Genomic DNA, 22802 nt, shown 5'->3' with positions numbered 1-22802 from the left:
TCATGACCACCAATTCAGACCCGGTATATCTAAAAATCAAAAAAGAGCTGTTGCAGCGTATTCGCCAGGGCGAATTGCGGCCGGGTGACAAAGTGGAACACGAAGAAATTATCGCCCAGCAATATGATTGCGCGCGTGCAACAGTGCATCGCGCTATTCGTGAACTGGCAGAAGAAGGCTATGTGGAACGCAAACGTCGTGCCGGCACGCGAGTGGCATCGGCGGGGAACCGTGCGACACGCGTCACTATTCCACTGGTGCGTCAAGAAATTGAGGCGCGTGGCGCCAAATATCGGTTCAACGTTTTAGAACGCGAAATTGTGACGCCAAGCGGTGTCGCTGGTGCGGCCTTGTCTTCCGATCGGGCTTTGTTTTTGCGCCTCATTCATTTTGCCAATGAAGCGCCCTTTCAACTGGAGGAACGCTGGATTAATCTTGAAACGGTGCCACAAGCTGAACATGCCACTTTTGAGATGACGAACCCAAATGAATGGTTGGTTGAGACATCACCCTATTCCGAGGCTGAGCATTTCTTTTCCGCCGAAAACGCCAACAAAGCACAAGCCAAACTGCTTGAATTGGATGAAAATGACGCATTATTCGTCATTGAGCGGCGCACGCATTTAGAAGGCGACGCGATTACCTATGCGCGGCTTTTGCACCCCGGTGCAAATTATCGGATGACCGCTGAAAACTTTAGTTTTTCGACAAAAAATTAACTCCTCTCCTATAGTTTTAGTAATGTAATTCACTATCCGGTTAAGTTAACATGTTAAATTGTTAGCGGCCCGGCCATAAGAGTAGCTTGACGTGATTAGTTTTGACTTCGCAGCAAATATGGGGACCAACCCCAATTCAAAATCGCTGATCGGCGACATATGCGCCGATTTGGGGTTCAAAACTGTGCGCCCTTATTTGGGTTTGCAGGATGCGGAGCGTTTGAGCAAAGTGAACCCAATCATCTTCTATCTGTTCGACTATTCGCCTGATTTTGAGCGATCAAAGATGCAAATCAACGAGTTGCGCGCCAGCCACCAATTGCGTGTACGGTTCGCGCCGCTGATTTGCTTTGTGGAGAGCCCTTCAAAAGAATCAATCATTGAATGCGTCAACGCAGGATTTGATGATGTTTTGACCATTCCTTGGGTCGCATCGACCATCAAGGAGCGTCTGTCTAAACAGGTGAACACGAAAAGCATCTACTTTGAAACAGACAGCTATTTCGGGCCCGACCGGCGACGCTTCTCTGACGACAAATCAAAACGTGGCACCACGGCGCCAGCGGCAGGCTTTGGTTTCCGGCGCTACGAATTTGTGCGCAACAATTTTGCTGGCGTGCAGATTATGCAGGACAAAGTGATCGGCAAGGCACCAAAACGCCAAAGCGCGGCATCCCAAGGCGGTGTGCAACACCGGATGAGCGTCTAGCGCACCCCGGCACATGCGCATTTGTGCGTAAGGTCCCCCAAATCAGCAATTAACCACGAAGCGGCGACACTGGCTTGAACTTTCAACCATTGCGAGCCGACAAATGTTTAAACTTCCTGCATTGAAAATCGCTTATCGCCTGCCTTTGGCCCTAACGGGGTCCGCACTTGCCATTGGCATAGGGCTGGGCGTTGCAAGCTTCATCATCAGTTCCAACACGGTCAGCCAAATGACGCGCACCAAATTGGAGACGATTGTTGAAAGCCGCGAGGTTGCCCTCAAGAACTATTTTGAAGGCGTGAAGTCAGATCTGTTTATCGAAGCGCAGAATCCAGTTGCGATTAACGGCATTCAAGATTTTTCCATTGCTTGGTCGCAAATACAGGGCAACCCCGAACAGGTTCTGCAAAACGCCTATATCAACGACAATCCCTATCCGCTTGGCGAGCGTCATTTGTTGCAAGGCGCGCAAACTGGTGAATGGTATGACAAGATTCACACAAAATATCACCCCTACTTCACAGCCCTTTTGGAGCAGATGGGTTACTATGATATTTTCTTGTTCGATAATAATGGGCAACTTTTATATACGGTTGCCAAAGAGAACGATTTTGCCACAAACTTTGCGCCCAATGGTGGGCGTTGGGCAGCCAGCGATTTGGGCAAAGCCTTTCAAGCCGCTTCGCTTATGCAGCCGGGTGAATTCAAATTCTTGGACATCTTCCCCTATCCTCCATCCAATGATGCGCCAGCAAGTTTCATCTCCACGCCCGTGTTTGATAAGGGCGAACGAATTGGCGTACTGGCCTATCAAATCCCGGTAGATCAGTTCACCAAAATCATGCACGACAAAACCGGCTTGGGCAAAACAGGTGAGACCTTCATCGTTGGCGCAGACCATTCTTTCCGCAACGATTCTGTGTTCACAGATCAGAATGATATTCTATCAACTAAGCTCGACTATGCCGCAATAGATGACGCCCTAGCGGGCAAATATGGCTACACGGTCACCGATACATATCGGGGTGAAGAGCTGAATCTTTTAAGCGTGCCATTTGAATTTGCTGGGGTGAATTGGGCCGTTGTCGCGGTGCAGGGCGTCTCTGAGAGCAATGCACCAGTCGATCAATTGCGCAATTTACTGATCGCAATCGGTTCGGTGATCTTGGGTGTGATTATGATCGCTGGCTTTTTGTTTGCCCGCACCATCACCCGTCCGATCGCCAATCTTTCATCCACCATGGCAGACTTGGCCGAAGGCAATTTGGATGTTGATGTAGAAGGCACCGAAGGCCAAGACGAATTGGGCGATATGGCCCGGGCCGTTGACGTGTTTAAAGAAAACGCAATTGCCCGCCGTCGCCTAGAAGAAGAAAGCGAGCAAGAAGCAAATGCGCGGCTTGCGCGCCAATCCAAAGTCGAAACGCTCATCTCGCAATTTAGAGGATCTGTGGGCGAGGCGCTTGAAACGGTATCGCGCAACACCAGCCAAATGACGGAAACCGCCAATGTGCTGACCGGCATTGCCACCGACACATCTGGGCAGGCCAATGAAGTGGCCAGCGCCTCAAAAGAAGCGAGTGCCAATGTAAAGGCTGTGGCCGCCGCAGCCGAAGAACTTGCCGCCTCGATTGAGGAGATATCTCGACAAGTCTCCAAGACCAATTCAATTGTCAACACGGCGGCTGAAGCGGCACAAAGCACCAACGGCAAGGTTACCCGACTTGCCGACGCTGCACAGCGGATTGGCGACGTCGTAGCACTTATTCAAGACATTGCGGAGCAAACCAATTTGCTGGCGCTCAACACTTCGATTGAAGCGGCACGCGCGGGGGAAATGGGCAAGGGCTTTGCGGTTGTCGCCACCGAAGTAAAAAGCCTCGCCAACCAAACCGCTAGCGCCACAGAAGAAATTGCCAACCAAATCACTGAAATTCAGGACAGCACCAAAGAGGCGGTGAACGCGATTGAGCAAATTGCTGAAACCATGGCTGAAGTTACGAGTTACACCACCTCAATTGCCTCGGCAGTGGAAGAACAGGGCGCCGCAACCGCTGAGATTAGCCAAAGCGTTACCCAAGCCGCTACTGGTACCGAGCAAGTGGCAGGCTCGATCAATCTGGTGACCACATCAGCGGGTGAAACCAACCAAAGTGCGAACCAAGTGTTGGTGGCTTCAGAAGATATGGCCAAGCAAGCACAAACCCTACAATCCACCGTGGATACATTCTTATCCGAAGTTGCTGCAGCTTAGGGTCTAGACCCAAAACACATTCCTCCCCGTTTTTGCTGCACAAATGGCCCCTCAATAGAGGGGTCATTTTTCATTTGCGCCCAAAACGTTTTGCGCATAGCGTTCAGGCTCCCTCCTTGATGCAAATGAGCACCCGTCCATGATCAAATCCCAACATAGAATCTACGCGATTTTTTTCCTGTTCGCTTTTGGGCTTGGCTCGATGCTTTCGCGGCTGGCCGATATTCAAGAGCAGCTGCAAATTCAAGAAGGTCAGTTGGGTTTGGCGTTGATGTGCAGCTCTTTCGGTATGCTGATATTTCTGACATTGGGCGCGCCACTTGTTGAACGCATCGGCACCAAGCGCACTTTTATTATTGGCAATATCGCCATGGCAGCGCTCTATATTTTGGTCGCCAGCTCATCCCTCTATTGGGTGGTTATCGCCACGATCTTTTTGGGTGGCATGGCTGTGGGCGCCATGGAGATTTCCATCAATGTTGAAGCGGATCGCCTAGAAGCGCAAATTGGTCGCCGCATCATGAACCGTTGCCATGGTTTTTGGAGTTTCGGCTTTTTTGCCGCAGCGCTCGTAGGTGGGTTCATGCGCCAGTTCGACGTTACGCCTTTCATGCATATGCTGATCGCCTTTCCCATTGTCGCGCTGGGCACCGTTTTTGCCGTGATGGGGCAAACCATGGCACCTGAAAAAGCTGATGCATCCGCTGACAAGCCAAGCATGTTCGCACGCCCTACACCCTTCATTCTGGCGCTTTGTGCCGTGTCATTTGGTGCGCTGATTGCAGAAGGCGCGGGCATTGATTGGTCGGTTATCTATATGCGCGATAGCTTTGAAATCGCACAATTTGTGGAAAGCTCAAGCCTGATTGCCTTTACTTTTGTGATGGCACTGATACGCTTTTTTGCCGATCCCGTGGTGGAGAAATTCGGCACAGTGATCATGGCTCGTCTGTCGCTTGGCATCACCATTGTCGGTGTTGCGCTTGTGGGGGTTGCGCCAACATTTTGGATTGCCATATTGGGATTCATGCTGTTGGGCATGGGTTCCTCAATCATCTATCCATTGGCGGTTTCCGCCGCCGCCCGCCGTCAGGATCGCCCATCTTCTATCAATGTGGCTTCACTCGCTCAAACCGCATTTTTGGTGTTCTTTATTGGCCCGGCCAGCCTTGGATTCATCGCGGAGAGTTTTGGCATTCGTGTGGCTTTGATGGCACCGTTGCCCTTATTGGTCATCGGGTTGATCTTTGCCGGCATATTGGACGAAAGCCGGTTCCCGGCGACAAAGAAATCCGTTAATTTGGGTGCATGACGTCACATTTGGAAAATCTGCCCCCAATCATTGATGGGCGCCAATCCGAAACCGCATTGCGGGTGCAGCGCGGCACCATGCGCCTTATGCGCGAACGGTTTGATTTTTGCTGTTACGCGGAAGTGTCACTTGCCAGCGGTCGCCGCGCGGATGTGTTGGGTGTCGGGCCAAAAGGCGAGATTTGGATCATCGAGATCAAATCCAGTTTGCAAGACTATCAGGTCGATAAGAAGTGGCCCGAATATCACGAATTTTGTGATCGGTTCTTTTTTGCCAAACCACCCGAACTAGACGGCGATATTTTCCCTGAAGATCAGGGCTTGATTGTTGCCGATGGACATGGCGCTGAAATTATCCGCAATGCTGACGAGGATAAATTGTCAGCCGCGCGCCGCAAGGCGATGATGTTGCGCATCGCACGCATGGGAGCAGACCGCATTCATCAACTGATGGACCCGGGCCCCAGCGCAATTTAGTAACGCTGCGGCGCATAATTGCGCCAAGGACGCAGGCGAAACGCCGTGATGTCTGGATCAGAAATATTGTCGATGGCTCTCCCACCATGCGAGGCAAGGTCGGCAATCGCACGGGTTCTTTTTTCGACAACAAAGTCCTCGTTCATTCGACGTTGTGTGCTCTTCACTTCAGATTTGACAATCAAATAGAAGGGATTGAAGTTGATTTCATACGTCTGGGGTTGACCATTAAACAAACCGAAGTCGGCTCTTCCATAATCAACATTTGCCAGTTCAAACACTTCTCGAAAATGCGCTGCAAATCTGTTTTGCTCTATGTGTTGACGGTCCAATGCATATTGTTCTTCGCTCAGCAAATCCTCTTCATCATATTTCACCAACCAAGATTTCCCAACATTGATAAAACTTTGAAAGACTTGATCGCCAATTTTGTACATTGAGAATTTCTGGTGAACTCCGGGTGCGAACTGGTCTGCGCAGAACTCGATAATCACCAAATCATCAAGTGGCTCTGCTTTTTCTGCCAATTGATTGATTGCATGATCAAGCTCTAACTGATTGTTTAGCAGCGTAGACAAAGGCGCCGTACTTATCGAATTGCGACGGATGAAAACGGGAAAACGCTCGGGCTTTGGGTCATCAATTGCCAAATAGGCGTTGAAAGCATTCAGTCCCTGCCCATATAGCCCGCACAACAAGCGATACCGACCCTTGCCGTGAGCCGGATCATTTAACGCGCTAAAACCTTTACCAGCAGCCCTTATGTGCCGAAAGACTTTGCCCGCAAGTCGGCGCTCATTGGCATCCAAACGGTCGATGCCAGTAAAAACATAAGTCGCCGCTGGCAACTTGAACGTGCGGAAGAGCCAATTATAACTCTTAAACGCGAATTTTGGCGCCTGCTGGTGTTTGCGCAATCGCGTAATGTTCGAGCGCTGGCGATTTGTTCCGATAAATATGATCATTCGCAATTGGTCTCTTAAGTAACTCTAGTACCGCTGCGGCGCATAGTTACGCCAGGGGCGAAATCGAAATGCAGTGATGTCTGGATCAGAGATATTCCCCACAGATTTCGCTTTGGTCGGTTGCATGAGCGTGCGCATCGCGTTCATCCGGCGATCCGCTGCAAAGATTGCATTTTTGAGCCGCTGCGGGTCTGTGGTTTGATATTCATCAACGGTGAATTGTGGATTAAAGTTGACCTCGTAGAATTGCGGCTTGCCCCCAACGAGCGAAAAGTCGACGCGCCCATACTCCACATTTGCCAATTCAAAAACCTTCTTAGCCTCTTCAACGTAGGTGTTGTTTTGCAGCAGTTCCCATTCTAATTCGCTCGCATTTGGCGGCGCGATATCTGGCCCGTCCCATTTCACGTACCAACCTTTTGAGTAGATAAACAAATCCGAACAATATTGATCATGAATTCGATAGGCTGACATCTTAACGAAATGCTCGCCCATATAAGGTTCACTGCAATATCCAATGACCACCAGATCATCGAGCGGCTCGCCGCGATTGGCAAGCTCTTCAATCTTTTGATCAAGTTCCGCTTGGTTTTTTATTAGTCCAGAAAGCGGCGGCAAACTAATAGACAATTGCCGAATGAAAACCGGAAAACGAGATGGTTTTGGATGATCTATCGCTAGGTAGGCGTTGAATTCATTAATGCCTTGGTCGTGCAATTGTCGCAAAAGTCGATAACGACCCAATGCTTTTGCAGGATCATTAAGTGCCTTGAATCCCAAACCCGCGCCATTTATGTGTCGATATATCTTGCCGGCGAGCCGGCGTTCATTCGCATCCAGCCGGTCTACCATCGTAAAGATGTATGTCGCAGAAGGCAGCTTGGTAGTTCGGAACAACCAATTATAGGTTTTGAACTTGTATTTCGGCTTATTCGGATGCTGCTGCATGCCGTAAAGATTGTGGCGCTGGCGGCGGTTGCCAATGAAGATGATCATAAAACTCAATAACGTTGCGGGGCATAGTTGCGCCAGGGGCGCAAGCGAAAGGCCGTGATGTCAGGATCTGATAAATTGCCAACCGACCCGCTTTGCTGGGCATCAAGTTGCGCAATATGCTGCACGCGGCGTTTCACGGCGAAAAGCACATTTTGTTTTCTTTGCTCAACCAGCGACTTGGCTTCCATTGTCCGGAATTCGGGGTTGAAATTAATCTCGTAGAATTGGGGCTCGCCGTCAACCAAACCAAAATCGACACGGCCATATTCAATGTGCGCTATTTCAAAGACGCGACGGACTTGGTCTTCAAATGCGTTTCGCTCGAGCAACTCTAACTCTTGCGCATAAAAATGCTCTTCGATGATGTCGATCTCGCCATATTTGACGAGCCAGCTGCTTTCGCTAATGGCATAGTTGAGCGATATCTGACCACCCGCATTATAGGCTGACCATTTTTGGAAGATGCCTGGCGCCACTTCACGCGCGCAATATTCGATGACAATTAGATCATCCAAAGGTTCGCCTTCGCGTTCAAGTTCGGCAATGGTTTGTTCTAGTTCGGCTTGTGAATTGATTAGACCCGAAAGCGGTGCCGTACTCAGACTGTTGCGACGTATGAATACCGGAAACTGGCTCGGCTTTGGCGCATCATAAGCCAGATAAACGTTGAACTGGTTGATCCCCGCTTCATATAGCGCACAGAGCAAACGAAAGCGCCCCATGGCATGGGCCGGGTCGTTAAGCGCGCGAAATCCATTACCGGCCTTATTGATATGACGATAGATTTTGCCCGCAAGGCGACGCTCATTGGCGTCTAAACGATCAATTGAGGTGAAAATGTAAGTCGCGGCCGGAAGCCGAAATGCGCGGAATAGCCAATTATATGACCGGTAATCATATTTGGGGGCATCTGCATGCTCGCGCAAAGACGCAACATTGCTGCGGTGCCTATTTGGCCCAATAAAGATGATCACCTGCGCCCCCTCATATCCAGTATATTGAATATGAGGGAAGACCGCCAATGTCTACAAATTACTGTTTAGAAATAACAGCCTGCAGCTTCTTGATCAGCTCAAGTCGCTCTTTGTCGCTTGGTTGTGCTGAAAGCAAATGACCAAATTCGATTGAGAATTGAGCGTATTCGCTGGTCCAATCCGCCCGGAACTGTTCGGGGTCAATACGCGGTTGCGGGGTATGGGTTACCCCTGCAATGCCGGTCGCGCGCAACTCGAAACTATCATCCAGTTGTGGTGCCCGCACTTTCTCGCCATTCAGGCCTTTTTCCGCCAGCGCTTTTTGCATCGCCTTGCGTCCCTCATCTTCACCATGGGTGAGGAAAATAGCGCCGTGTGCCGGTAGTCGCTCGGCAATCCAATCCATCAATTCTGTGTGGTCGCCATGGGCCGAATAATTGCCAATGCGGCGAATGTCAGCGCGCACCACATGGTTGTTGCCGTGGATCCGCACCTCTGGTTTGCCTGATTGAATGACGTGGCCAAGCGTACCAGGCGCTTGGTAGCCAACGAACAAGACGGTTGATTTTGGATCAGAGATATTGTTGCGCAAATGGTGTTTGATGCGCCCCGCATCACACATGCCCGATGCTGCCATGATGATGGCACCGCCATTGATCTTGTTGATGCCTTTGGATTCTTCAACTGATTCAACAATGCGGAAACGATCGTCGGCAAATAGCTCTTCTGGACTAAGCTCCATGTCCTGAAGTTCTGCTGCGTGTCGCTTGAATACAGATGTGACTTTGCGCGCCAATGGCGAATCTAGGAACACCAATTGGGGATCAATTTCGCCATTTTTGATCAAAAGACCGATGTCATGCAGTAATTCTTGGCTACGCTCCACTGCGAATGCGGGTATGACCAAATTGCCGCCTTTGCCAAGCGCGCGATTGATTTCTGCCTTAAGCGCCTCGCGACGCTGATCAAGCGAATAGTCGTCGCGATCGCGGCCCCCATAAGTGCTTTCACAAAGTATATAATCAAAACCAGCAGGTGCATCAGGTTCGAGATAGAACACTTTTTCATCTGGTCCGATATCGCCGGAGAACAGGATGTGGATTGGTTTGCCATCTTCGTCTTGCACCTGAACTTCAATTGAAGATGATCCAAGAATATGCCCCGCATTCCAGAATCGTGCTTTCACGCCGGGTCCCGGTTCAAACCAGTTTTGATAATCGTAGCCTTTGGCGCGGCTCAAGGCCTCTTCAGCATCTTCGCGGGTATAGAGCGGATCAATCGGCGCCTTGCCTTTGCGCTTACGACGGCGGTTCTCGCGCTCGGCCTCAGATTCTTGGATACCTGCGCTATCAGGCAGCAAATAATCCATCAAGCCGGTTGTCGCTTCAGTGGCATGAATAGGACCAGCAAACCCGTGCTTAACCAATTTCGGGATCAACCCCGCATGGTCAATATGTGCGTGGGTTAAAAGCATGAAGTCGATATCTGCTGGGCGAAACGGGAACGGCTTATTGTTGAGCGCGCGCACCGTTTTGTTGCCTTGGAACAGACCACAATCCACCAAAAACTGCCCTTTGGGGTGGGTAATTCTGTAGCTAGAACCAGTGACGGTGCCTGCAGCACCATGGAAAGACAATGTGACCGTCATAAGTGACCTTTTATGCTCGCAACAAATTCCTCACCACGCTAGCAGGGCGCGGCAATGGATTAAACAGTTTGGTGAAATATATTGACCTAGCGCGGCGCGCGTTTTGCCAAAATGCGTTGCAATGTCCGGCGGTGCATATTGAGACGGCGCGCTGTTTCAGAAACATTGCGGTCGCAAAGTTCGTACACGCGCTGAATATGCTCCCAGCGCACACGGTCCGCAGACATTGGATTTTCTGGCGGGTCGGCTTTGATCTCATCGTCAGAGGCCATCAGCGCTTTAAACACATCATCCGCATCAGCGGGCTTTGCCAAATAATCAACTGCACCGAGTTTTACAGCGGTAACGGCGGTGGCAATATTGCCATAGCCGGTGAGTACAACTGCGCGCGCATCTGGTCGCTTATCGTTTAGTGCTGAAACGACCTGTAAGCCGTTTCCATCTTCCAGTCGCATATCGACAACGGCAAAGGCCGGTGGATTTGATTTCACCTGCGCTAGGCCCGCCGCAACGCTGTCCGCTACCCGCACATCAAACCCGCGCTTCTGCATGGCCCGCTCAAGCCGGGTGAGGAACGGCTTGTCGTCATCCACAAGCAGCAAGGACAGATCCTTATCCATCAATTCTTGCACATTGGTCATATACTTACCTCGCAATCATTGCAGCCTATGTCACACTTTGCCGCGCGACAATAGCTCATCTCATCTCCCCGGCGGGGACCATATCGGACTTTTCGATTTCAATCACCTGTCTGGGCCAGCGTATATTGACGCAGGCTGATCCGGTGGCGTTTATATTGGCAAACGCGATTTGCGCACCGGAACGCTCCAGCAGCGTTTTGGCGATAAATACACCCAAACCAAGCCCGCCCGGCTCGGTCGGGTCGCGGTCGACGACGCCGTCTTTTGGGCGGGTGGTCAGATAGGGTTCACCCAAGCGCACCAGCATCTCCGGCGCAAAGCCAGGACCATCATCTTGGATGTTGATCGAGATTTGATCCTTGGTCCAAGACAGGTCGATATTGACCTTCTGGTCGGCGAAGTCGACAGCATTTTCGATGAAGTTGCCCAAGCCGTAAATCAGCCCAGCATTGCGAGCAATTTGTGGTTCATCGCCATCACCGACTTTTTTTATCGAAATATCAATGCCGAAAAACTTATGCGGCTCCACCACCTCGGCGACAAGATCAGAAAGCGTCAATTCGCTAAACGGATCTTCGCCAGCGTTTAAGTTGCGTAGTTTTTGCAAGATCGCTCGACAGCGCGCCGCTTGTTCGGAAATCAGCTCAAGGTCTTTCTTCACCGATTCAGGATCGTTCAAATCGGAAAGCGCCTCTTTGCCCGCGAGCGCAATCGTGGCCAACGGAGTGCCCAATTCATGTGCGGCGGCAGCTGCCAATCCATCAAGCGCTGTAATATGGGTTTCGCGCGCTAAAACCAATTCCGTGGCGCTTAGGGCGTCCGCCAATTGCCGCGCTTCGTGGGCAACGCGGTTTGTATAAGCTGAAATAAAACTCACGCCACACACGATACCGACCCAAATGCCAAAGCTATAAAGGGCAGGCAATTGCACCGGTTCATTCGGGTCCCATGGAAGTGGAAAATGAAAGAAACCCAAGATAGTGGCGATGAGGACGACTAGCGCGCTCAGACCAACGGTCCATCTAAATGGTAATGTGGTCGCTGAAACCGAAATTGGCGCGAGCAGCAAAATCGCAAATGGGTTTGACAGGCCACCTGTTAGATAGAGCAGGCCACCCAATTGCAGACAATCATAGGCCAAAAGCGCTGCGGCATAGTGTGAGCGCAGGCGATAGTTTGCCGGATAGCGGATCAGCAAAATCACATTAAGCCATGCGGACAAGGCAATCAATGTAAAGCACGCGCCTAAGGGCAATTGATAGTTCAGCACAAAGGCAACAACCAGAACGCCTGCGGATTGGCCGACCACCGCCAACCAGCGCAAGCGCACCAACGTTTCAAGCCGAAGGCGGTGATGAGAGCCAATATTTCTTGCCGTATATGCGGTCATTTTGCTCGTTTTACTTCTCAATTGGGGCATTCAATACGCAATTGCAGCTGAAATTCCTATGCGAAATACGGCTAATTGGCCCCGAATGGTTCAATTTTTGTGCGTTTCAAGGGGCAAAATCCACTTTTTTGCTGCTTGAAGCCCCGGCTTTGCTCCCCAAATCTTGTGTATCGTTGATGAAGGAAGAAAAAATGAGCACAGCAATTATTAAACCCCATTGGTCCCCGATAAACATTGCCCTGATGGTTTTGGGCTTTGTTTTCTTCTGGCCGCTTGGCCTTGCCATGCTCGCCTACATTTTGTGGGGCGAACATTACGGTGGCACAAGCGACAAGGCTGAAAAATGGATGCATAAACAAAAGTGCAAAATGCGCAGCCGTCGTTCTCGCTATGGTCGTCACTCAGCAACAGGCAACGCTGCATTCGACGAATATCGTGAAGCAGAAATCCGTCGCCTAGAAGAAGAGCGCATGCGCCTTGAGCAAGAGCGCGCTGACTTTGAAGACTTCTTGCGCAATCTACACATGGCGCGTGACCGTGAAGAATTTGATCGCTTTAAATCTGAGCACAAAGCCAAAAGCTTTGACGAAGATGACGCCGAAGAAGTGGCGAAGCCGAAGAAGAAAAAGCGTTCTGAAGACGACGAATAGACATTACCAGCGAAGCTGCAAAGCGTCGCTATCCTCCTCTCCCCGCCGGTTGACCCTGGCACCCTAGTAAGCGCCTGCTCATGATTGAGTGGGCGCTTTTTTCTATCCGATGCAATCTTGGCTTGCCAAAGCCGAAGCGATCAGCAAGATCATTGCCATGTTCTTTGCCCGAAAATCGCAAACGATCCCTGAGCGCACTCAATTAGAGATTGATGGCGAGCCACAAGAAATTGTGGTGCGGCAAAACAATCGTGCGCGCCGCTACAGGATAACGCTAGATAGCCGGCAGGGGATCGTTCTAACCGTGCCCAAGTCTGGCACATGGCGAGATGCAGAGCGCTTTTTGCACAAGCAGCGCCATTGGCTCGCCGCAAGGCAACACCATGTGGTGACGCCCAAGCCGATTGAATTAGGAGCAATCATTCCATTGCGTGGCGTGGATACGCGCGTTCATGGCACAGGTACGCTGCGTGGTGTACCTCGCATCGAGGAAAGCGATGAGATGCAGATCTTGCATATGCCGGGGGCGGACGAACATATAGGTCGGCGCACAGTGGATTGGCTGAAACGCGAAGCAAAGGCTGACATTGCCGCTTCGGTTGCTGTTCACACGTCACGGTTGGGGGTAACCCACAAAGCGATCAGCATGCGCGATCAATCGACACGCTGGGGCTCATGTTCGTCTGCGGGCAATCTCAATTTTAATTGGCGGCTGATATTGGCGCCGCCCTTTGTCTTGGACTATGTGGCAGCCCATGAGGTGGCTCACCTCATCGAAATGAACCACAGCCAAGCCTTTTGGGATCAAGTGGAGCGTACATTGCCCGACATGCAGCGCGGCCGCACCTGGCTCAAGGTGCATGGCCGCACGCTTTTTGCCTACCAATAATGCCTAGACTTCGCCTATATATTCGCCGCGTGCGGGATAGTTATTCTTAATCGCAAAGTCGAGCGCGCTAACCAGTTCTGAGAAATGAGGACGGACGAACGGCATCGTTTGCACCGACCCATAATATAGCGTTTGCTCAGGTGTCACCATGAAAAGGCCGGGTTCAGAAAACAAAGCTGGTTCCTCGATTCCGATTGATGTTTTACCGCGCGACGTTGAAATATATAGGCCCCAGTTGCGTGCTTCCTGCAAAGCAAGGTCATACCCAATTCGCAGTTTTTCGGCGCCAATTTTGTCTGCCATGGCGCGCGCGCGTTCTTCACCATCCGAGCTCACTGCTATTGTTTTTACGCCGCGTTTTGCGAAGTCCTCAACGCGGGCTTCCAACTCTTTGAGATAAGTTGCGCAGATGGGGCAATGCAGCCCTCGGTAGAAGCAGATCACAGTACCGAGTTCAGGTTTGTCACTACTCAAATCAAATGAACCATGATCGAGCGTTTCTAGTTTCAAATTTGGCGTTTTCTGACGTGGCATCAACATTTTTTTGCGCTCCTTTGGTTTTCCATTCCCTTCTCTATACCCGTTTTTGATTGGATAATTCCGAATAAACCGACTATAACACCGAAATGAACACTTATGATCGACTTACAGCCCTGATGGAGCGATTTAACTTATCGGTCCAAGTCGCGACACCAGACAGTGCGCAATTGGTTGTGCTGAAACCGCATGTAGACGGATCGCAAACCGTCTTGCTGAATACAAAAAGTAGCGGTTTCAAGGTTGATCCGGCCGACATGTTGTTATGTGCTTCAGTTGATTGGGGCGGTGACTCCAACCCTCTGTTTTCTGCTTTACCGCCCATCTTGGACATCTCCTTTTCAAAGGACGATGATGTTGTCCCGCTTCTTGATCTCACGCATCGCGAAATCGAACGGCAACGTTGTGGTTCGGCTTCAGTTGTGAACCGGTTTTGCGAAATCCTTATCGTCAAGATCTTGCGCGCCAAGATTGAGCAGGGCAGCGACGAACCAGGACTTCTGGCCGGTCTAGCCGACCCTAGATTGAGCCGTGCAATTGTTGCGCTGCACGATAAACCGGAGCACAATTGGGATAATCAACAACTGGCAGAAATTGCTGGCCTTTCCCTTAGCCGATTTGCCGAACTGTTTGCTCTTCAAGTCGGTGTAACCCCGACGGCCTATTTGCGCGGCTGGCGCATGGTACTTGCACGCAAGGACATTCGGGCTGGCGCGCGTATATCAACTGTTGCGCGTCGTTATGGCTATCGCACAGGCGAAGGGTTTTCGCGCGCGTTTCACAAGCATTTTGGCGTGAACCCGATCCAGCAGCGCACACAGCTTGCTCTTGGACAGAGCCACTAAGAGCCCATTCGTTCATTGCATTTTCATACAGAATAATGCCGATCCTTGACATCTCCGTCTACATTCACATATCTAATACATACCGAACGTTCGGTTTGTTGCGATAGTTGAAAGACACCTGTTTGTGATCAGCGGATTGTCGAGTTCATGGAATCCATTTGGAGAAAAGGTTCGATATGGAAAAGGATGCATTGAGCAAACTAAGCGTAAAAGACCGGCTCACCTTCTCCGCCTTCCAGCTGTTTTTGCAAAAGGGCGTCGATGGCACCGGCATTGATGAGATCGTCAGCATCGCTTCAGTTTCTAAGGGCGCGCTGTACCATCATTTCGGATCAAAAGACGGGCTCTATGATGCCGTGCTTGAGCGTTATTTCTTGCGCGGCTTTTCTCAGTTTGATGCGGCGGTTTTCGCTGACCTTTCGTTCGAAGCGCAAAAGACAGCGCTGATTGATGGGCTGAATGATATGTATATGGAAATGGAGATGCGCTATGACGCGGAAAAATCGCGCTATTTTGCGCTTTATTTCGACAGTTTGAGCCGTTCACAGAAATTCCAATCTGCCGTTCAATTTTACTATGCCACTTTGCTTGCCGCTCTTGAGGCCAAACAAACCGCACCAAAATTGGCACAACAATTTTTGACCCAATTGGAAGGCGAGATTTATCTCGCCACCGTTTTCAACCGACATCCTGATTTTACCTCAATTGATCCACGCGAGGATTAAATGCTTGATCTTTATGCGAACAAGGGTTCTGCCCTTCCCCAAAAACTCACTATTACAGCGCTTGAACTGGGGTTCATCGCATTTTCATATTTCTTACTGTTTGGGGATGGCGACGCAATAATCTCTTCCCTATTTGGCTGGCCTGTTTTGGAAAACACGCCAGCACGGCGGGGAATCATCTTTGCTTTTAATCTGATCATTCTCGCCCGCATGGGTGTGATGATGTTTATGTTCTTGAAACGCCAAATCCCATGGTCCGAAGCGCTGAGCGTGCCGGTTGCGTTTGCTATCTATTATGTCGGTTTTGCCATTTTGGTGCTGCCAAATTCCGCACCTCTCGGCACATTCGATTATGTCGGGATTGGCATTTTTGCCCTCGGATGTATCCTAAATACAGGGTCTGAATGGCAACGTCATATTTTCAAGTCTGACCCAGCCAACAAGGGCAAACTATTTACCGGAGGCCTGTTTGCGTATTCGATGCACATCAACTTTTTCGGCGATGTGTTGTGGGTTCTTGGCTATGCAATGATTGCTGGTCACCTGTTCGGATATGCGCTGCCAATCTTACTCCTGAGCTTCTTTGCGTTTTTTAACGTACCAAAGCTCGATGATTATTTACGCGCACGTTATGGCCAGCCTTTCAAAAACTATGAAACAGCGACCAAACGACTAATCCCGTTTGTTTGGTGAGCAATTGGGCGCTTTCTAGCGCCCAAAGATATCCGAGATAAGATCGCCAATAGAGCGACGCTGCGGTTGTTGACGTTCCGCTTGCTGGCCAATTGGCTCAAGCGGCGTGCGGTCAAAGCGACCATCGCCACCCGGCAATTGCGCCACGGCCCAATTGGAGTGGGCCTTTTGCATAAATTCGCGCCACACATCAACGGGGAATGACCCCCCGCCTACCTTTTGCATGGGGCTGCCATCATCGTTCCCGAGCCAAACACCAGTGACCAAACGCGCCGAATAGCCCACGAACACTGCATCGCGATTGCTTTGCGAAGTGCCGGTTTTGCCCGCCACTGGCCAACTGCCAAACGCAGCTTTTCGGCCTGTGCCCACTTCGATGGCGTGGGACAGCATATCATTCATTTTCCCAACCGCATCTGGGGCCACCACTTGGCCCGGCCCCGATGGAATGTGAGAATAAAGCACTTGGCCGTCCGGGGTTTCAATTGATGTGATCACATGGGCGATAATACCTTGGCCACCATTGGCGAATGGCGCATAGGCTGCGGTTAGTTCGAGAAGCGAAATCTCCGGTGTGCCGAGCGCAATTGACGGAAGGGCTTTGATGTTTGACGAAATGCCAAGCTTATAGGCGGTGTTGACCACATTTTGTGGACCCAATTCGATGGCAAGTTTGCCTGCCACGAGATTAGATGATTGCGCAAGCGCATCGCGCAATTGCATCTGCCCCTTGAATTTGCCATTGGCATTTTCGGGTGCCCAACCTTTGTAGGTAAAGGGGCTATCATCAACAACCGTGTTGGGTGAATAGCCATTTTCAACGGCTGTGAGATAAACGAACGGCTTGAAAGCAGAACCTGGTTGGCGCTTAGCGGTGATGGCGCGGTTATATTGGCTCTTTGTGTAATCGGTGCCGCCGACCACTGCCTGAACCGCCCCGTCTGGCCGCATCGCCACCAGTGCGCCTTGCGAGAACGCGCGCTCTTCACCGTGTTCGCGAATAATCTCTTTGATCAAGAACTCTGCTTCTTTTTGCAGTTCCCAATCGATTGTTGTGCGCACAATTACGTCTTGGTCGACAGTGCCAAGATAGCTATCCATCAGCACCTCAACCCAATCGGCTACATAATATTCGGTGCCGGTGATGCGGGTGCGGATACGTTTGTTTGGATCAATGGCGGCGGCTTGTGCTTCTTTTTCAGAAATGAAGCCTTCTTCTGCCATGGCATTGAGCACCAGCCGCGCCCGGTCCGCTGCCCCTTCAGGGTTTTTGTTTGGCGCGAGGCGCGATGGGGCTTTCAAAACCCCTGCCAAAATTGCTGCTTCACCCAAAGATAGATTACGTGCTGATTTGCCAAAATAGCGCTGGCTGGCCGCTTCGATGCCATAGGTTCCTGCACCGAAATACATGCGGTTGAGGTAGAGCTCGATAATCTCTGGTTTAGAATAGTTTTGCTCCAGCCACACTGAAAGCAACACTTCTTGGATTTTCCGACCGTAATTCTGGTCAGGGGTTAGAAACAAGTTCTTTGCCACTTGCTGGGTAATTGTTGACCCGCCATGGCCCGACAAGGGCATGCGCCCCTCGGTGACGTTGATGCGCATCGCTCCCAGAATACCGATAGGGTCGAAGCCTGGATGATCGTAGAACCGTCGATCTTCAATAGCAATGACCGCATTTGGCACATAATGGGGCAATTCATGAATGGCGACGGCTTCGCCGCCCATTTTGCCACGGTTTGAAATCAAACGCCCGTCGCTTGCCACAATACGGATATTGGCTGGTCGGTCTGGCACCGCCCAAGTGTCAGAAGATGGCAATTGCATCCCATAATAGACGATGATGCCGGTGACCGCGATGACGCCCCAAACGGCTGCGACCATGCCCCAGTAGAACGCCTTCTTAAACAGCCACCAGAACCACGATTGTTTCTTTTTCGCTGCTGATTTTTTGCGCGGCGCAGCCTTTGCCTTTGTGGTCTTGGCGCGCGTTTTTTTAGCCGCGGTTTTGCGGGTTGTCTTTTTGCCCGTACCCACACGATCTTTCTGGGTCAGACGCAAATCTGAACTTTTGTTGTTGGGTCGCTTTGCCAAGTTATTCGCTCACTGAAGGATTGGCCGATCAAATCTATGATTGGCGCTTATATCTAACTTAATTGTGGCCGGTTTATGGGGCGTAAATAAGGGCACGCGAAATTGGCCCTTCACCAGCTGGATCGGGCTTCATACAAAGATTTTCCGATGGCGCGGAGCAAATCATGCTTCCAGTGCGCTAAATATCTGTTTGGTGTGGAGCATAATCGCCCCGCGCCCTTGGCAGGTTGCCTGTTTTGTTCGTCGCCCCGGGGTGCTCACCCGTTTATCCCCTTAGCTACATCATGACCTGTTATCTGATCATTGGAAGATTTTGTACCTCACGGGGCGCACCACAATTTACATGACGGTCTAAAACCGACCTATGCAAATTGTTGCCCCTCCGGCGGGTCGGCCAAAAAGTTGGCCGAGGTCCTCGCCTTTGGCTCGTCCGTCATTTACCTCGCTTGTTCAGCGCTTGTGAAAAGCACCAGTTGGCGGGGGTGCCGGGGTCGGGAGCGAAAGCGACCAACGGCGGCACAAAAAACAACGAACCAAAAACTTCCAAGAACGGCTACAACTTGCCGCCCGATGATTTACGCCTGCCTTCGGTGTCAGACTGGACCACTTACAAAACAGGCAAATTCGCAGGTGCGACCACCCACGAACTGCCAAACATCTACTCACCTCAAAAATGATGTGCCCTATTTGCCCGTCGGCAATCGGAAGGGAAACTGTAGATGCAGGTGTTAGACTACCACCACAAAAAACACCGGGGATAAGTTTGGCGAAAGTTTAATAGGCGCGGCTGGTTTTTGATGATAGGCATCATCAAAAAATTGGACAAAGGAAAAGCACATGCGGGTGACAGAAGCGGTGGTTGCGCAAAACCATGAGCGCATTTTGGAAACCGCCGCAATGCTGTTTCGCAAAAAGGGAATCAAGCAAACCAGCTTGCCTGAAGTGATGAGCCAGTCGGGGATGACCCATGGCGGATTCTATCGCCATTTCAAATCCAAAAATCACTTGGTTGCCGCTGCATTGCAGCGCTGCATGGACAAAACCATTGCCGACCTCAGCCCGACACGCAACATGCTTGCGGGCCAAGAATTGCTTGATGCGTTCTTGGAGCAATATTTGTGCGACAGACATTTGCACAATCCGCATGATGGGTGTGCGGTGGTGGCGCTATCGAGTGAGGTCTATCGCGCAGATAGTTCAATCCGCGATGTTTATACTGACGGGATCAAACGTTGGATTGAAGTGCTTGCAGATCTGCTACACGGAGAAGCACCAGCCAGGCGCCAAACGGCAATTGAGATCATCTCAACCCTTGTTGGCACCATGATGGTCGCGCGCGCCGTGAATGATGAAGCGCTGAGCCAAGAGTTTATGCGCGCCGCCATTGATCGCGTGGACGACATTTTATTGCCAGAAGGTGAAGACCGCGCGCTTGAACCACTCAAGACTCATGGGGTTGAAAGGCACGGTATCTAGCGATTTAGGATTATCGTCATAGGACGAGTAGGCCCCGGCTCTTTTCGCGCCGCCGTCGCAGCCTTGCGGCTGCTTCCCCGGCACCCCCGGCTCTTTTTGATGCCGCCGTCGCAGCCTTACGGCTGCTTCCCCGGCACCCCCGCCAATTGCTGCCCAACGCGAAAGCTGAACAAGCGAAAAAAGGGCGGACGAAACAACTTATTGTTGAGGACCTCGGCCAATTTTTTGGACGCGCCCGCGCAGGGGCAACAAAAGGCATAGCGCGGTTTTAGCGCGTCATGCGTTTTGCGGTGCGCCCCGTGAGCGAAATTAAGCGTCGATGTTCGTGGCGCTTAGGGCGTTTTCTTGAATGAAATCACGGCGCGGTTCCACCAGATCACCCATCAATTTGGTGAAGGTTTCGTCCGCCACATCGCTTTCTTTGATGTGCACTTGCAACAATGAACGCACATTTGGATCAAGCGTTGTTTCCCACAATTGCTCTGGGTTCATTTCGCCCAAGCCCTTATAGCGCTGCATTGAAATGCCCTTACGCCCAAAGCTGGTGACCGCTTCATAAAGCGTGAATGGACCGTAGATTTCCTCAGCACTTGCCTTACGTTCGAACTTGGCTACACCCTCAAAAATCTCGCCAATTTCAGAGGCGATCTTTTCGAGATTACGTGCATCAAGCGAGTTGATCAGGGCAAGATCGACATTGTGACGCTCTTCCACGCCGCGCACGGTACGGGCAAAACTATAGCCGGTTGCAGCGTCAAAGTTGCCAGACCAGTCTTTTTCAGTTTCCGCAGAAATGACACCCAAGCGGTCCGCCACTGTCTGCGCCATCGCGTTGGCTTTGTTATTGTCTTCAAGCACGGCTTGGCTAAGCGCACCAGAGATCGCGCATTGCTCAACAATCTGACGATTATAGCGCGCGTTGAGCGCATTGATGATGTGCACCATGTCTCGTGCTTTTGCTGCCACATCGGCCAAATCATTGCCGCCACGGGCAACGCCCGCTGCTGTTGTGAGCACAGAATCCTCTAAACCAACGGCCAGCAAATATTCTTCCAGCGCGCGCTCGTCTTTTAGATATTGCTCAGACTGACCGCGCTTAACTTTGTAGAGCGGAGGTTGAGCAATATAGATGTGGCCGCGTTCCACCAGTTCAGGCATTTGCCGATAGAAGAAGGTGAGCAAAAGGGTACGAATGTGCGCACCATCCACGTCCGCATCGGTCATGATGATGATTTTATGGTAGCGCAGCTTTTCAATATTGAACTCTTCGCGCCCAATTGAAGTGCCAAGCGCCATAACCAAATTGCCAATCTCTTGGCTTGATAGCATCTTGTCGAACCGTGCGCGCTCAACGTTCAGAATTTTACCGCGCAGAGGCAGCACCGCTTGGGTCGCACGATCGCGCCCTTGGGTTGCTGACCCGCCCGCTGAATCACCCTCCACCAGGAAGAGTTCTGAAAGGGTGGGGTCTTTTTCCGAACAGTCTTTGAGTTTACCAGCCAAGAACGACACATCAAGCGACGACTTACGCCGGGTCAATTCACGCGCTTTGCGCGCCGCTTCACGAGCGGCTGCAGCTTCCACCACTTTCGAAACAATTTGCTTGGCTTCTGCTGGGTGCTCTTCAAACCATTGGTTAAGGCGCTCATTGACCACAGATTCGACCACGGGGCGAACTTCAGAGGAAACAAGCTTGTCTTTGGTTTGAGATGAGAATTTTGGGTCCGGTACTTTCACCGACAAGACGCAAGTCAAACCTTCGCGTGTATCATCGCCGGTTGGTGAGACTTTTTCTTTTTTCAAAATCCCGCTTGAATCGGCATAGCCGATCACTTGCCGGGTTAACCCACCGCGCAAACCAGCCAAGTGGGTGCCGCCATCACGTTGCGGGATATTGTTGGTAAAGCACAAGACTTTTTCGTGGTAGCTATCGTTCCACCAAAGCGCCAGCTCAACCGTAATATCGTCTTTTTCAGACGTAATGTAGATCGGGTCTTGGATCATGGACTGTTTGGACTTGTCCAAATAGCGCACGAATTCTTGCAAGCCACCATCATAGTGCAGTTCAACTGACACTTCTTCAGGGTGGCGCTTATCGGTGAGGATGATGCGCACGCCTGAGTTCAAAAACGCCAGTTCGCGCAAGCGGTGTTCAAGCGTTGCATAGTCAAACTCGACCATGGTGAAGGTGTCAGGCGAAGGCATAAAGGTCACCTTGGTGCCTTTTTCATCTCCGCAATCGCCAACCTTGGCCAATGGCGCATCTGGCTCACCGTGGGTGAAGCGCATCATGTGATGCTCGCCATCACGCTTAATGTCCAATTCAAGCCAAACAGATAGCGCGTTCACAACAGAAACGCCCACGCCGTGCAAACCGCCTGAAACCTTGTAGGAATTGGAATCAAACTTGCCGCCAGCATGGAGCTGCGTCATGATCAATTCAGCGGCTGAGACGCCTTCTTCTTCGTGAATGCCGGTGGGAATTCCACGACCATTATCGGTGACCGAAACCGAGCCGTCCGCATTGATGGTGACCGTGACATAGTCAGCGTGGCCAGCAAGGGCTTCGTCAATGGCGTTATCCACCACCTCGTAAACCATGTGGTGCAAACCCGAACCATCGTCGGTATCGCCAATATACATGCCTGGGCGCTTGCGCACCGCATCAAGACCTTTGAGAACCTTGATGCTATCCGCACCATAATCGCCATTTTCTGGGACTGAATTTTCGTCGCTCATTTGCACCGAATCATTTCATGTTAGACTTAGTTATTTCTAGACTTTTTTTGAGCGAAACCAAAGGGCTGAG

The 22802-nt window shown here is 51.0% G+C and carries 20 protein-coding genes; 11 read left to right on the top strand and 9 right to left on the bottom strand.

Annotated features, from left to right (window positions below; genetic code table 11):
- Positions 1-2: 2 nt before the first annotated feature.
- From hutC to QQL65_RS06125, 5 genes are all read left to right on the top strand, one after another.
- Positions 3-719 (top strand): histidine utilization transcriptional repressor HutC, encoded by a 717-nt coding sequence (hutC, locus tag QQL65_RS06145; RefSeq protein ID WP_284362810.1) that lies wholly within the window; start codon positions 3-5, stop codon positions 717-719.
- Positions 720-810: 91 nt separating this feature from the next.
- Positions 811-1428: a hypothetical protein gene (locus tag QQL65_RS06140; protein ID WP_284362808.1), complete on the top strand. Its 618-nt coding sequence runs from the start codon at positions 811-813 to the stop codon at positions 1426-1428.
- Between the two features lie 103 nt (positions 1429-1531).
- Complete coding sequence (locus QQL65_RS06135) at positions 1532-3682, top strand: methyl-accepting chemotaxis protein (RefSeq protein ID WP_284362806.1); 2151 nt, start codon at positions 1532-1534, stop codon at positions 3680-3682.
- 139 nt (positions 3683-3821) lie between these two features.
- Complete coding sequence (locus QQL65_RS06130) at positions 3822-4994, top strand: MFS transporter (protein WP_284362805.1); 1173 nt, start codon at positions 3822-3824, stop codon at positions 4992-4994.
- Positions 4991-5470, top strand: a complete 480-nt coding sequence (locus QQL65_RS06125; protein WP_284362803.1) for an MmcB family DNA repair protein — start codon at positions 4991-4993, stop codon at positions 5468-5470. Before QQL65_RS06130 ends, QQL65_RS06125 begins: the two co-directional genes overlap by 4 nt.
- On the opposite strand, the gene QQL65_RS06120 is transcribed toward QQL65_RS06125, so the two are convergent.
- The 6 genes from QQL65_RS06120 to QQL65_RS06095 form a co-directional block, all read right to left on the bottom strand.
- On the bottom strand, positions 5467-6435 hold the full coding sequence (locus tag QQL65_RS06120; RefSeq protein WP_284362801.1) for a hypothetical protein: 969 nt from the start codon (positions 6433-6435) through the stop codon (positions 5467-5469). The two genes, QQL65_RS06125 and QQL65_RS06120, sit on opposite strands and share 4 nt — an antisense overlap.
- 24 nt (positions 6436-6459) lie before the next feature.
- Complete coding sequence (locus QQL65_RS06115; RefSeq protein ID WP_284362800.1) at positions 6460-7431, bottom strand: hypothetical protein; 972 nt, start codon at positions 7429-7431, stop codon at positions 6460-6462.
- A gap of 5 nt (positions 7432-7436) precedes the next feature.
- A complete protein-coding gene (locus QQL65_RS06110; RefSeq protein ID WP_284362799.1) occupies positions 7437-8405 on the bottom strand; it encodes an ATP-grasp domain-containing protein in 969 nt (322 codons plus the stop codon).
- Positions 8406-8463: 58 nt separating this feature from the next.
- A complete protein-coding gene (locus tag QQL65_RS06105) occupies positions 8464-10053 on the bottom strand; it encodes an MBL fold metallo-hydrolase (protein ID WP_284362798.1) in 1590 nt (529 codons plus the stop codon).
- Between the two features lie 86 nt (positions 10054-10139).
- Positions 10140-10694, bottom strand: coding sequence for an ActR/PrrA/RegA family redox response regulator transcription factor (locus tag QQL65_RS06100; RefSeq protein WP_284362796.1), 555 nt, complete (start codon positions 10692-10694; stop codon positions 10140-10142).
- Between the two features lie 55 nt (positions 10695-10749).
- A complete protein-coding gene (locus QQL65_RS06095) occupies positions 10750-12084 on the bottom strand; it encodes an ActS/PrrB/RegB family redox-sensitive histidine kinase (RefSeq protein ID WP_284362795.1) in 1335 nt (444 codons plus the stop codon).
- 191 nt (positions 12085-12275) lie between these two features.
- On the opposite strand from QQL65_RS06095, the gene QQL65_RS06090 reads away from it, so the two are divergent.
- The gene (locus QQL65_RS06090) at positions 12276-12734 is read left to right on the top strand and encodes a DUF2852 domain-containing protein (RefSeq protein ID WP_284362794.1); all 459 of its coding nucleotides are present in this window, start codon (positions 12276-12278) and stop codon (positions 12732-12734) included.
- 109 nt (positions 12735-12843) lie between these two features.
- Positions 12844-13623 (top strand): M48 family metallopeptidase, encoded by a 780-nt coding sequence (locus QQL65_RS06085; protein ID WP_284362791.1) that lies wholly within the window; start codon positions 12844-12846, stop codon positions 13621-13623.
- Between the two features lie 3 nt (positions 13624-13626).
- On the opposite strand, the gene QQL65_RS06080 is transcribed toward QQL65_RS06085, so the two are convergent.
- Complete coding sequence (locus tag QQL65_RS06080; protein WP_284362789.1) at positions 13627-14163, bottom strand: peroxiredoxin-like family protein; 537 nt, start codon at positions 14161-14163, stop codon at positions 13627-13629.
- A gap of 86 nt (positions 14164-14249) precedes the next feature.
- Between QQL65_RS06080 and QQL65_RS06075 the strand changes: the two genes are divergently transcribed.
- The 3 genes from QQL65_RS06075 (at position 14250) to QQL65_RS06065 (ending at position 16423) form a co-directional block, all read left to right on the top strand.
- Positions 14250-15005, top strand: a complete 756-nt coding sequence (locus QQL65_RS06075; RefSeq protein WP_284362788.1) for a helix-turn-helix transcriptional regulator — start codon at positions 14250-14252, stop codon at positions 15003-15005.
- A 176-nt stretch (positions 15006-15181) separates the two neighbouring features.
- Positions 15182-15730 (top strand): TetR/AcrR family transcriptional regulator, encoded by a 549-nt coding sequence (locus tag QQL65_RS06070; RefSeq protein ID WP_284362786.1) that lies wholly within the window; start codon positions 15182-15184, stop codon positions 15728-15730.
- Entirely contained in the window at positions 15731-16423 is a 693-nt protein-coding gene (locus tag QQL65_RS06065) for a DUF1295 domain-containing protein (RefSeq protein ID WP_284362785.1), read from the top strand. It abuts the gene before it with no gap.
- Between the two features lie 15 nt (positions 16424-16438).
- On the opposite strand, the gene QQL65_RS06060 is transcribed toward QQL65_RS06065, so the two are convergent.
- Positions 16439-18517: a transglycosylase domain-containing protein gene (locus tag QQL65_RS06060; RefSeq protein ID WP_284362784.1), complete on the bottom strand. Its 2079-nt coding sequence runs from the start codon at positions 18515-18517 to the stop codon at positions 16439-16441.
- A gap of 837 nt (positions 18518-19354) precedes the next feature.
- On the opposite strand from QQL65_RS06060, the gene QQL65_RS06055 reads away from it, so the two are divergent.
- Positions 19355-19993, top strand: coding sequence for a TetR/AcrR family transcriptional regulator (locus QQL65_RS06055; protein WP_284362783.1), 639 nt, complete (start codon positions 19355-19357; stop codon positions 19991-19993).
- Positions 19994-20302: 309 nt separating this feature from the next.
- Here QQL65_RS06055 and gyrB read toward each other — a convergent pair whose 3' ends face one another.
- Complete coding sequence (gene gyrB / locus QQL65_RS06050) at positions 20303-22732, bottom strand: DNA topoisomerase (ATP-hydrolyzing) subunit B (protein WP_284362782.1); 2430 nt, start codon at positions 22730-22732, stop codon at positions 20303-20305.
- Between the last annotated feature and the right edge of the window lie 70 nt (positions 22733-22802).

It is taken from the genome of Maritalea porphyrae (assembly GCF_030159895.1).
Taxonomy (GTDB): Bacteria; Pseudomonadota; Alphaproteobacteria; order Rhizobiales; family Devosiaceae; genus Maritalea; species Maritalea porphyrae.
The sequence above is the reverse complement of the archived record's forward strand: the minus strand, read 5'-3'. Positions and strand labels throughout refer to the sequence as shown.

Bases quoted from the DNA above. Each gene is read 5' to 3' on its own strand.
- QQL65_RS06130 (WP_284362805.1), top strand. From the start codon at position 3,822: ATGATCAAATCCCAACATAGAATCTACGCGATTTTTTTCCTGTTCGCT.
- QQL65_RS06055 (WP_284362783.1), top strand. From the start codon at position 19,355: ATGCGGGTGACAGAAGCGGTGGTTGCGCAAAACCATGAGCGCATTTTG.
- QQL65_RS06120 (WP_284362801.1), bottom strand. From the start codon at position 6,435: ATGATCATATTTATCGGAACAAATCGCCAGCGCTCGAACATTACGCGA.
- QQL65_RS06095 (WP_284362795.1), bottom strand. From the start codon at position 12,084: ATGACCGCATATACGGCAAGAAATATTGGCTCTCATCACCGCCTTCGG.
- QQL65_RS06075 (WP_284362788.1), top strand. From the start codon at position 14,250: ATGAACACTTATGATCGACTTACAGCCCTGATGGAGCGATTTAACTTA.
- QQL65_RS06125 (WP_284362803.1), top strand. From the start codon at position 4,991: ATGACGTCACATTTGGAAAATCTGCCCCCAATCATTGATGGGCGCCAA.
- QQL65_RS06065 (WP_284362785.1), top strand. From the start codon at position 15,731: ATGCTTGATCTTTATGCGAACAAGGGTTCTGCCCTTCCCCAAAAACTC.
- QQL65_RS06070 (WP_284362786.1), top strand. From the start codon at position 15,182: ATGGAAAAGGATGCATTGAGCAAACTAAGCGTAAAAGACCGGCTCACC.
- QQL65_RS06080 (WP_284362789.1), bottom strand. From the start codon at position 14,163: ATGTTGATGCCACGTCAGAAAACGCCAAATTTGAAACTAGAAACGCTC.
- hutC (WP_284362810.1), top strand. From the start codon at position 3: ATGACCACCAATTCAGACCCGGTATATCTAAAAATCAAAAAAGAGCTG.
- QQL65_RS06115 (WP_284362800.1), bottom strand. From the start codon at position 7,431: ATGATCATCTTCATTGGCAACCGCCGCCAGCGCCACAATCTTTACGGC.
- gyrB (WP_284362782.1), bottom strand. From the start codon at position 22,732: ATGAGCGACGAAAATTCAGTCCCAGAAAATGGCGATTATGGTGCGGAT.
- QQL65_RS06105 (WP_284362798.1), bottom strand. From the start codon at position 10,053: ATGACGGTCACATTGTCTTTCCATGGTGCTGCAGGCACCGTCACTGGT.
- QQL65_RS06100 (WP_284362796.1), bottom strand. From the start codon at position 10,694: ATGACCAATGTGCAAGAATTGATGGATAAGGATCTGTCCTTGCTGCTT.
- QQL65_RS06085 (WP_284362791.1), top strand. From the start codon at position 12,844: ATGCAATCTTGGCTTGCCAAAGCCGAAGCGATCAGCAAGATCATTGCC.
- QQL65_RS06090 (WP_284362794.1), top strand. From the start codon at position 12,276: ATGAGCACAGCAATTATTAAACCCCATTGGTCCCCGATAAACATTGCC.
- QQL65_RS06135 (WP_284362806.1), top strand. From the start codon at position 1,532: ATGTTTAAACTTCCTGCATTGAAAATCGCTTATCGCCTGCCTTTGGCC.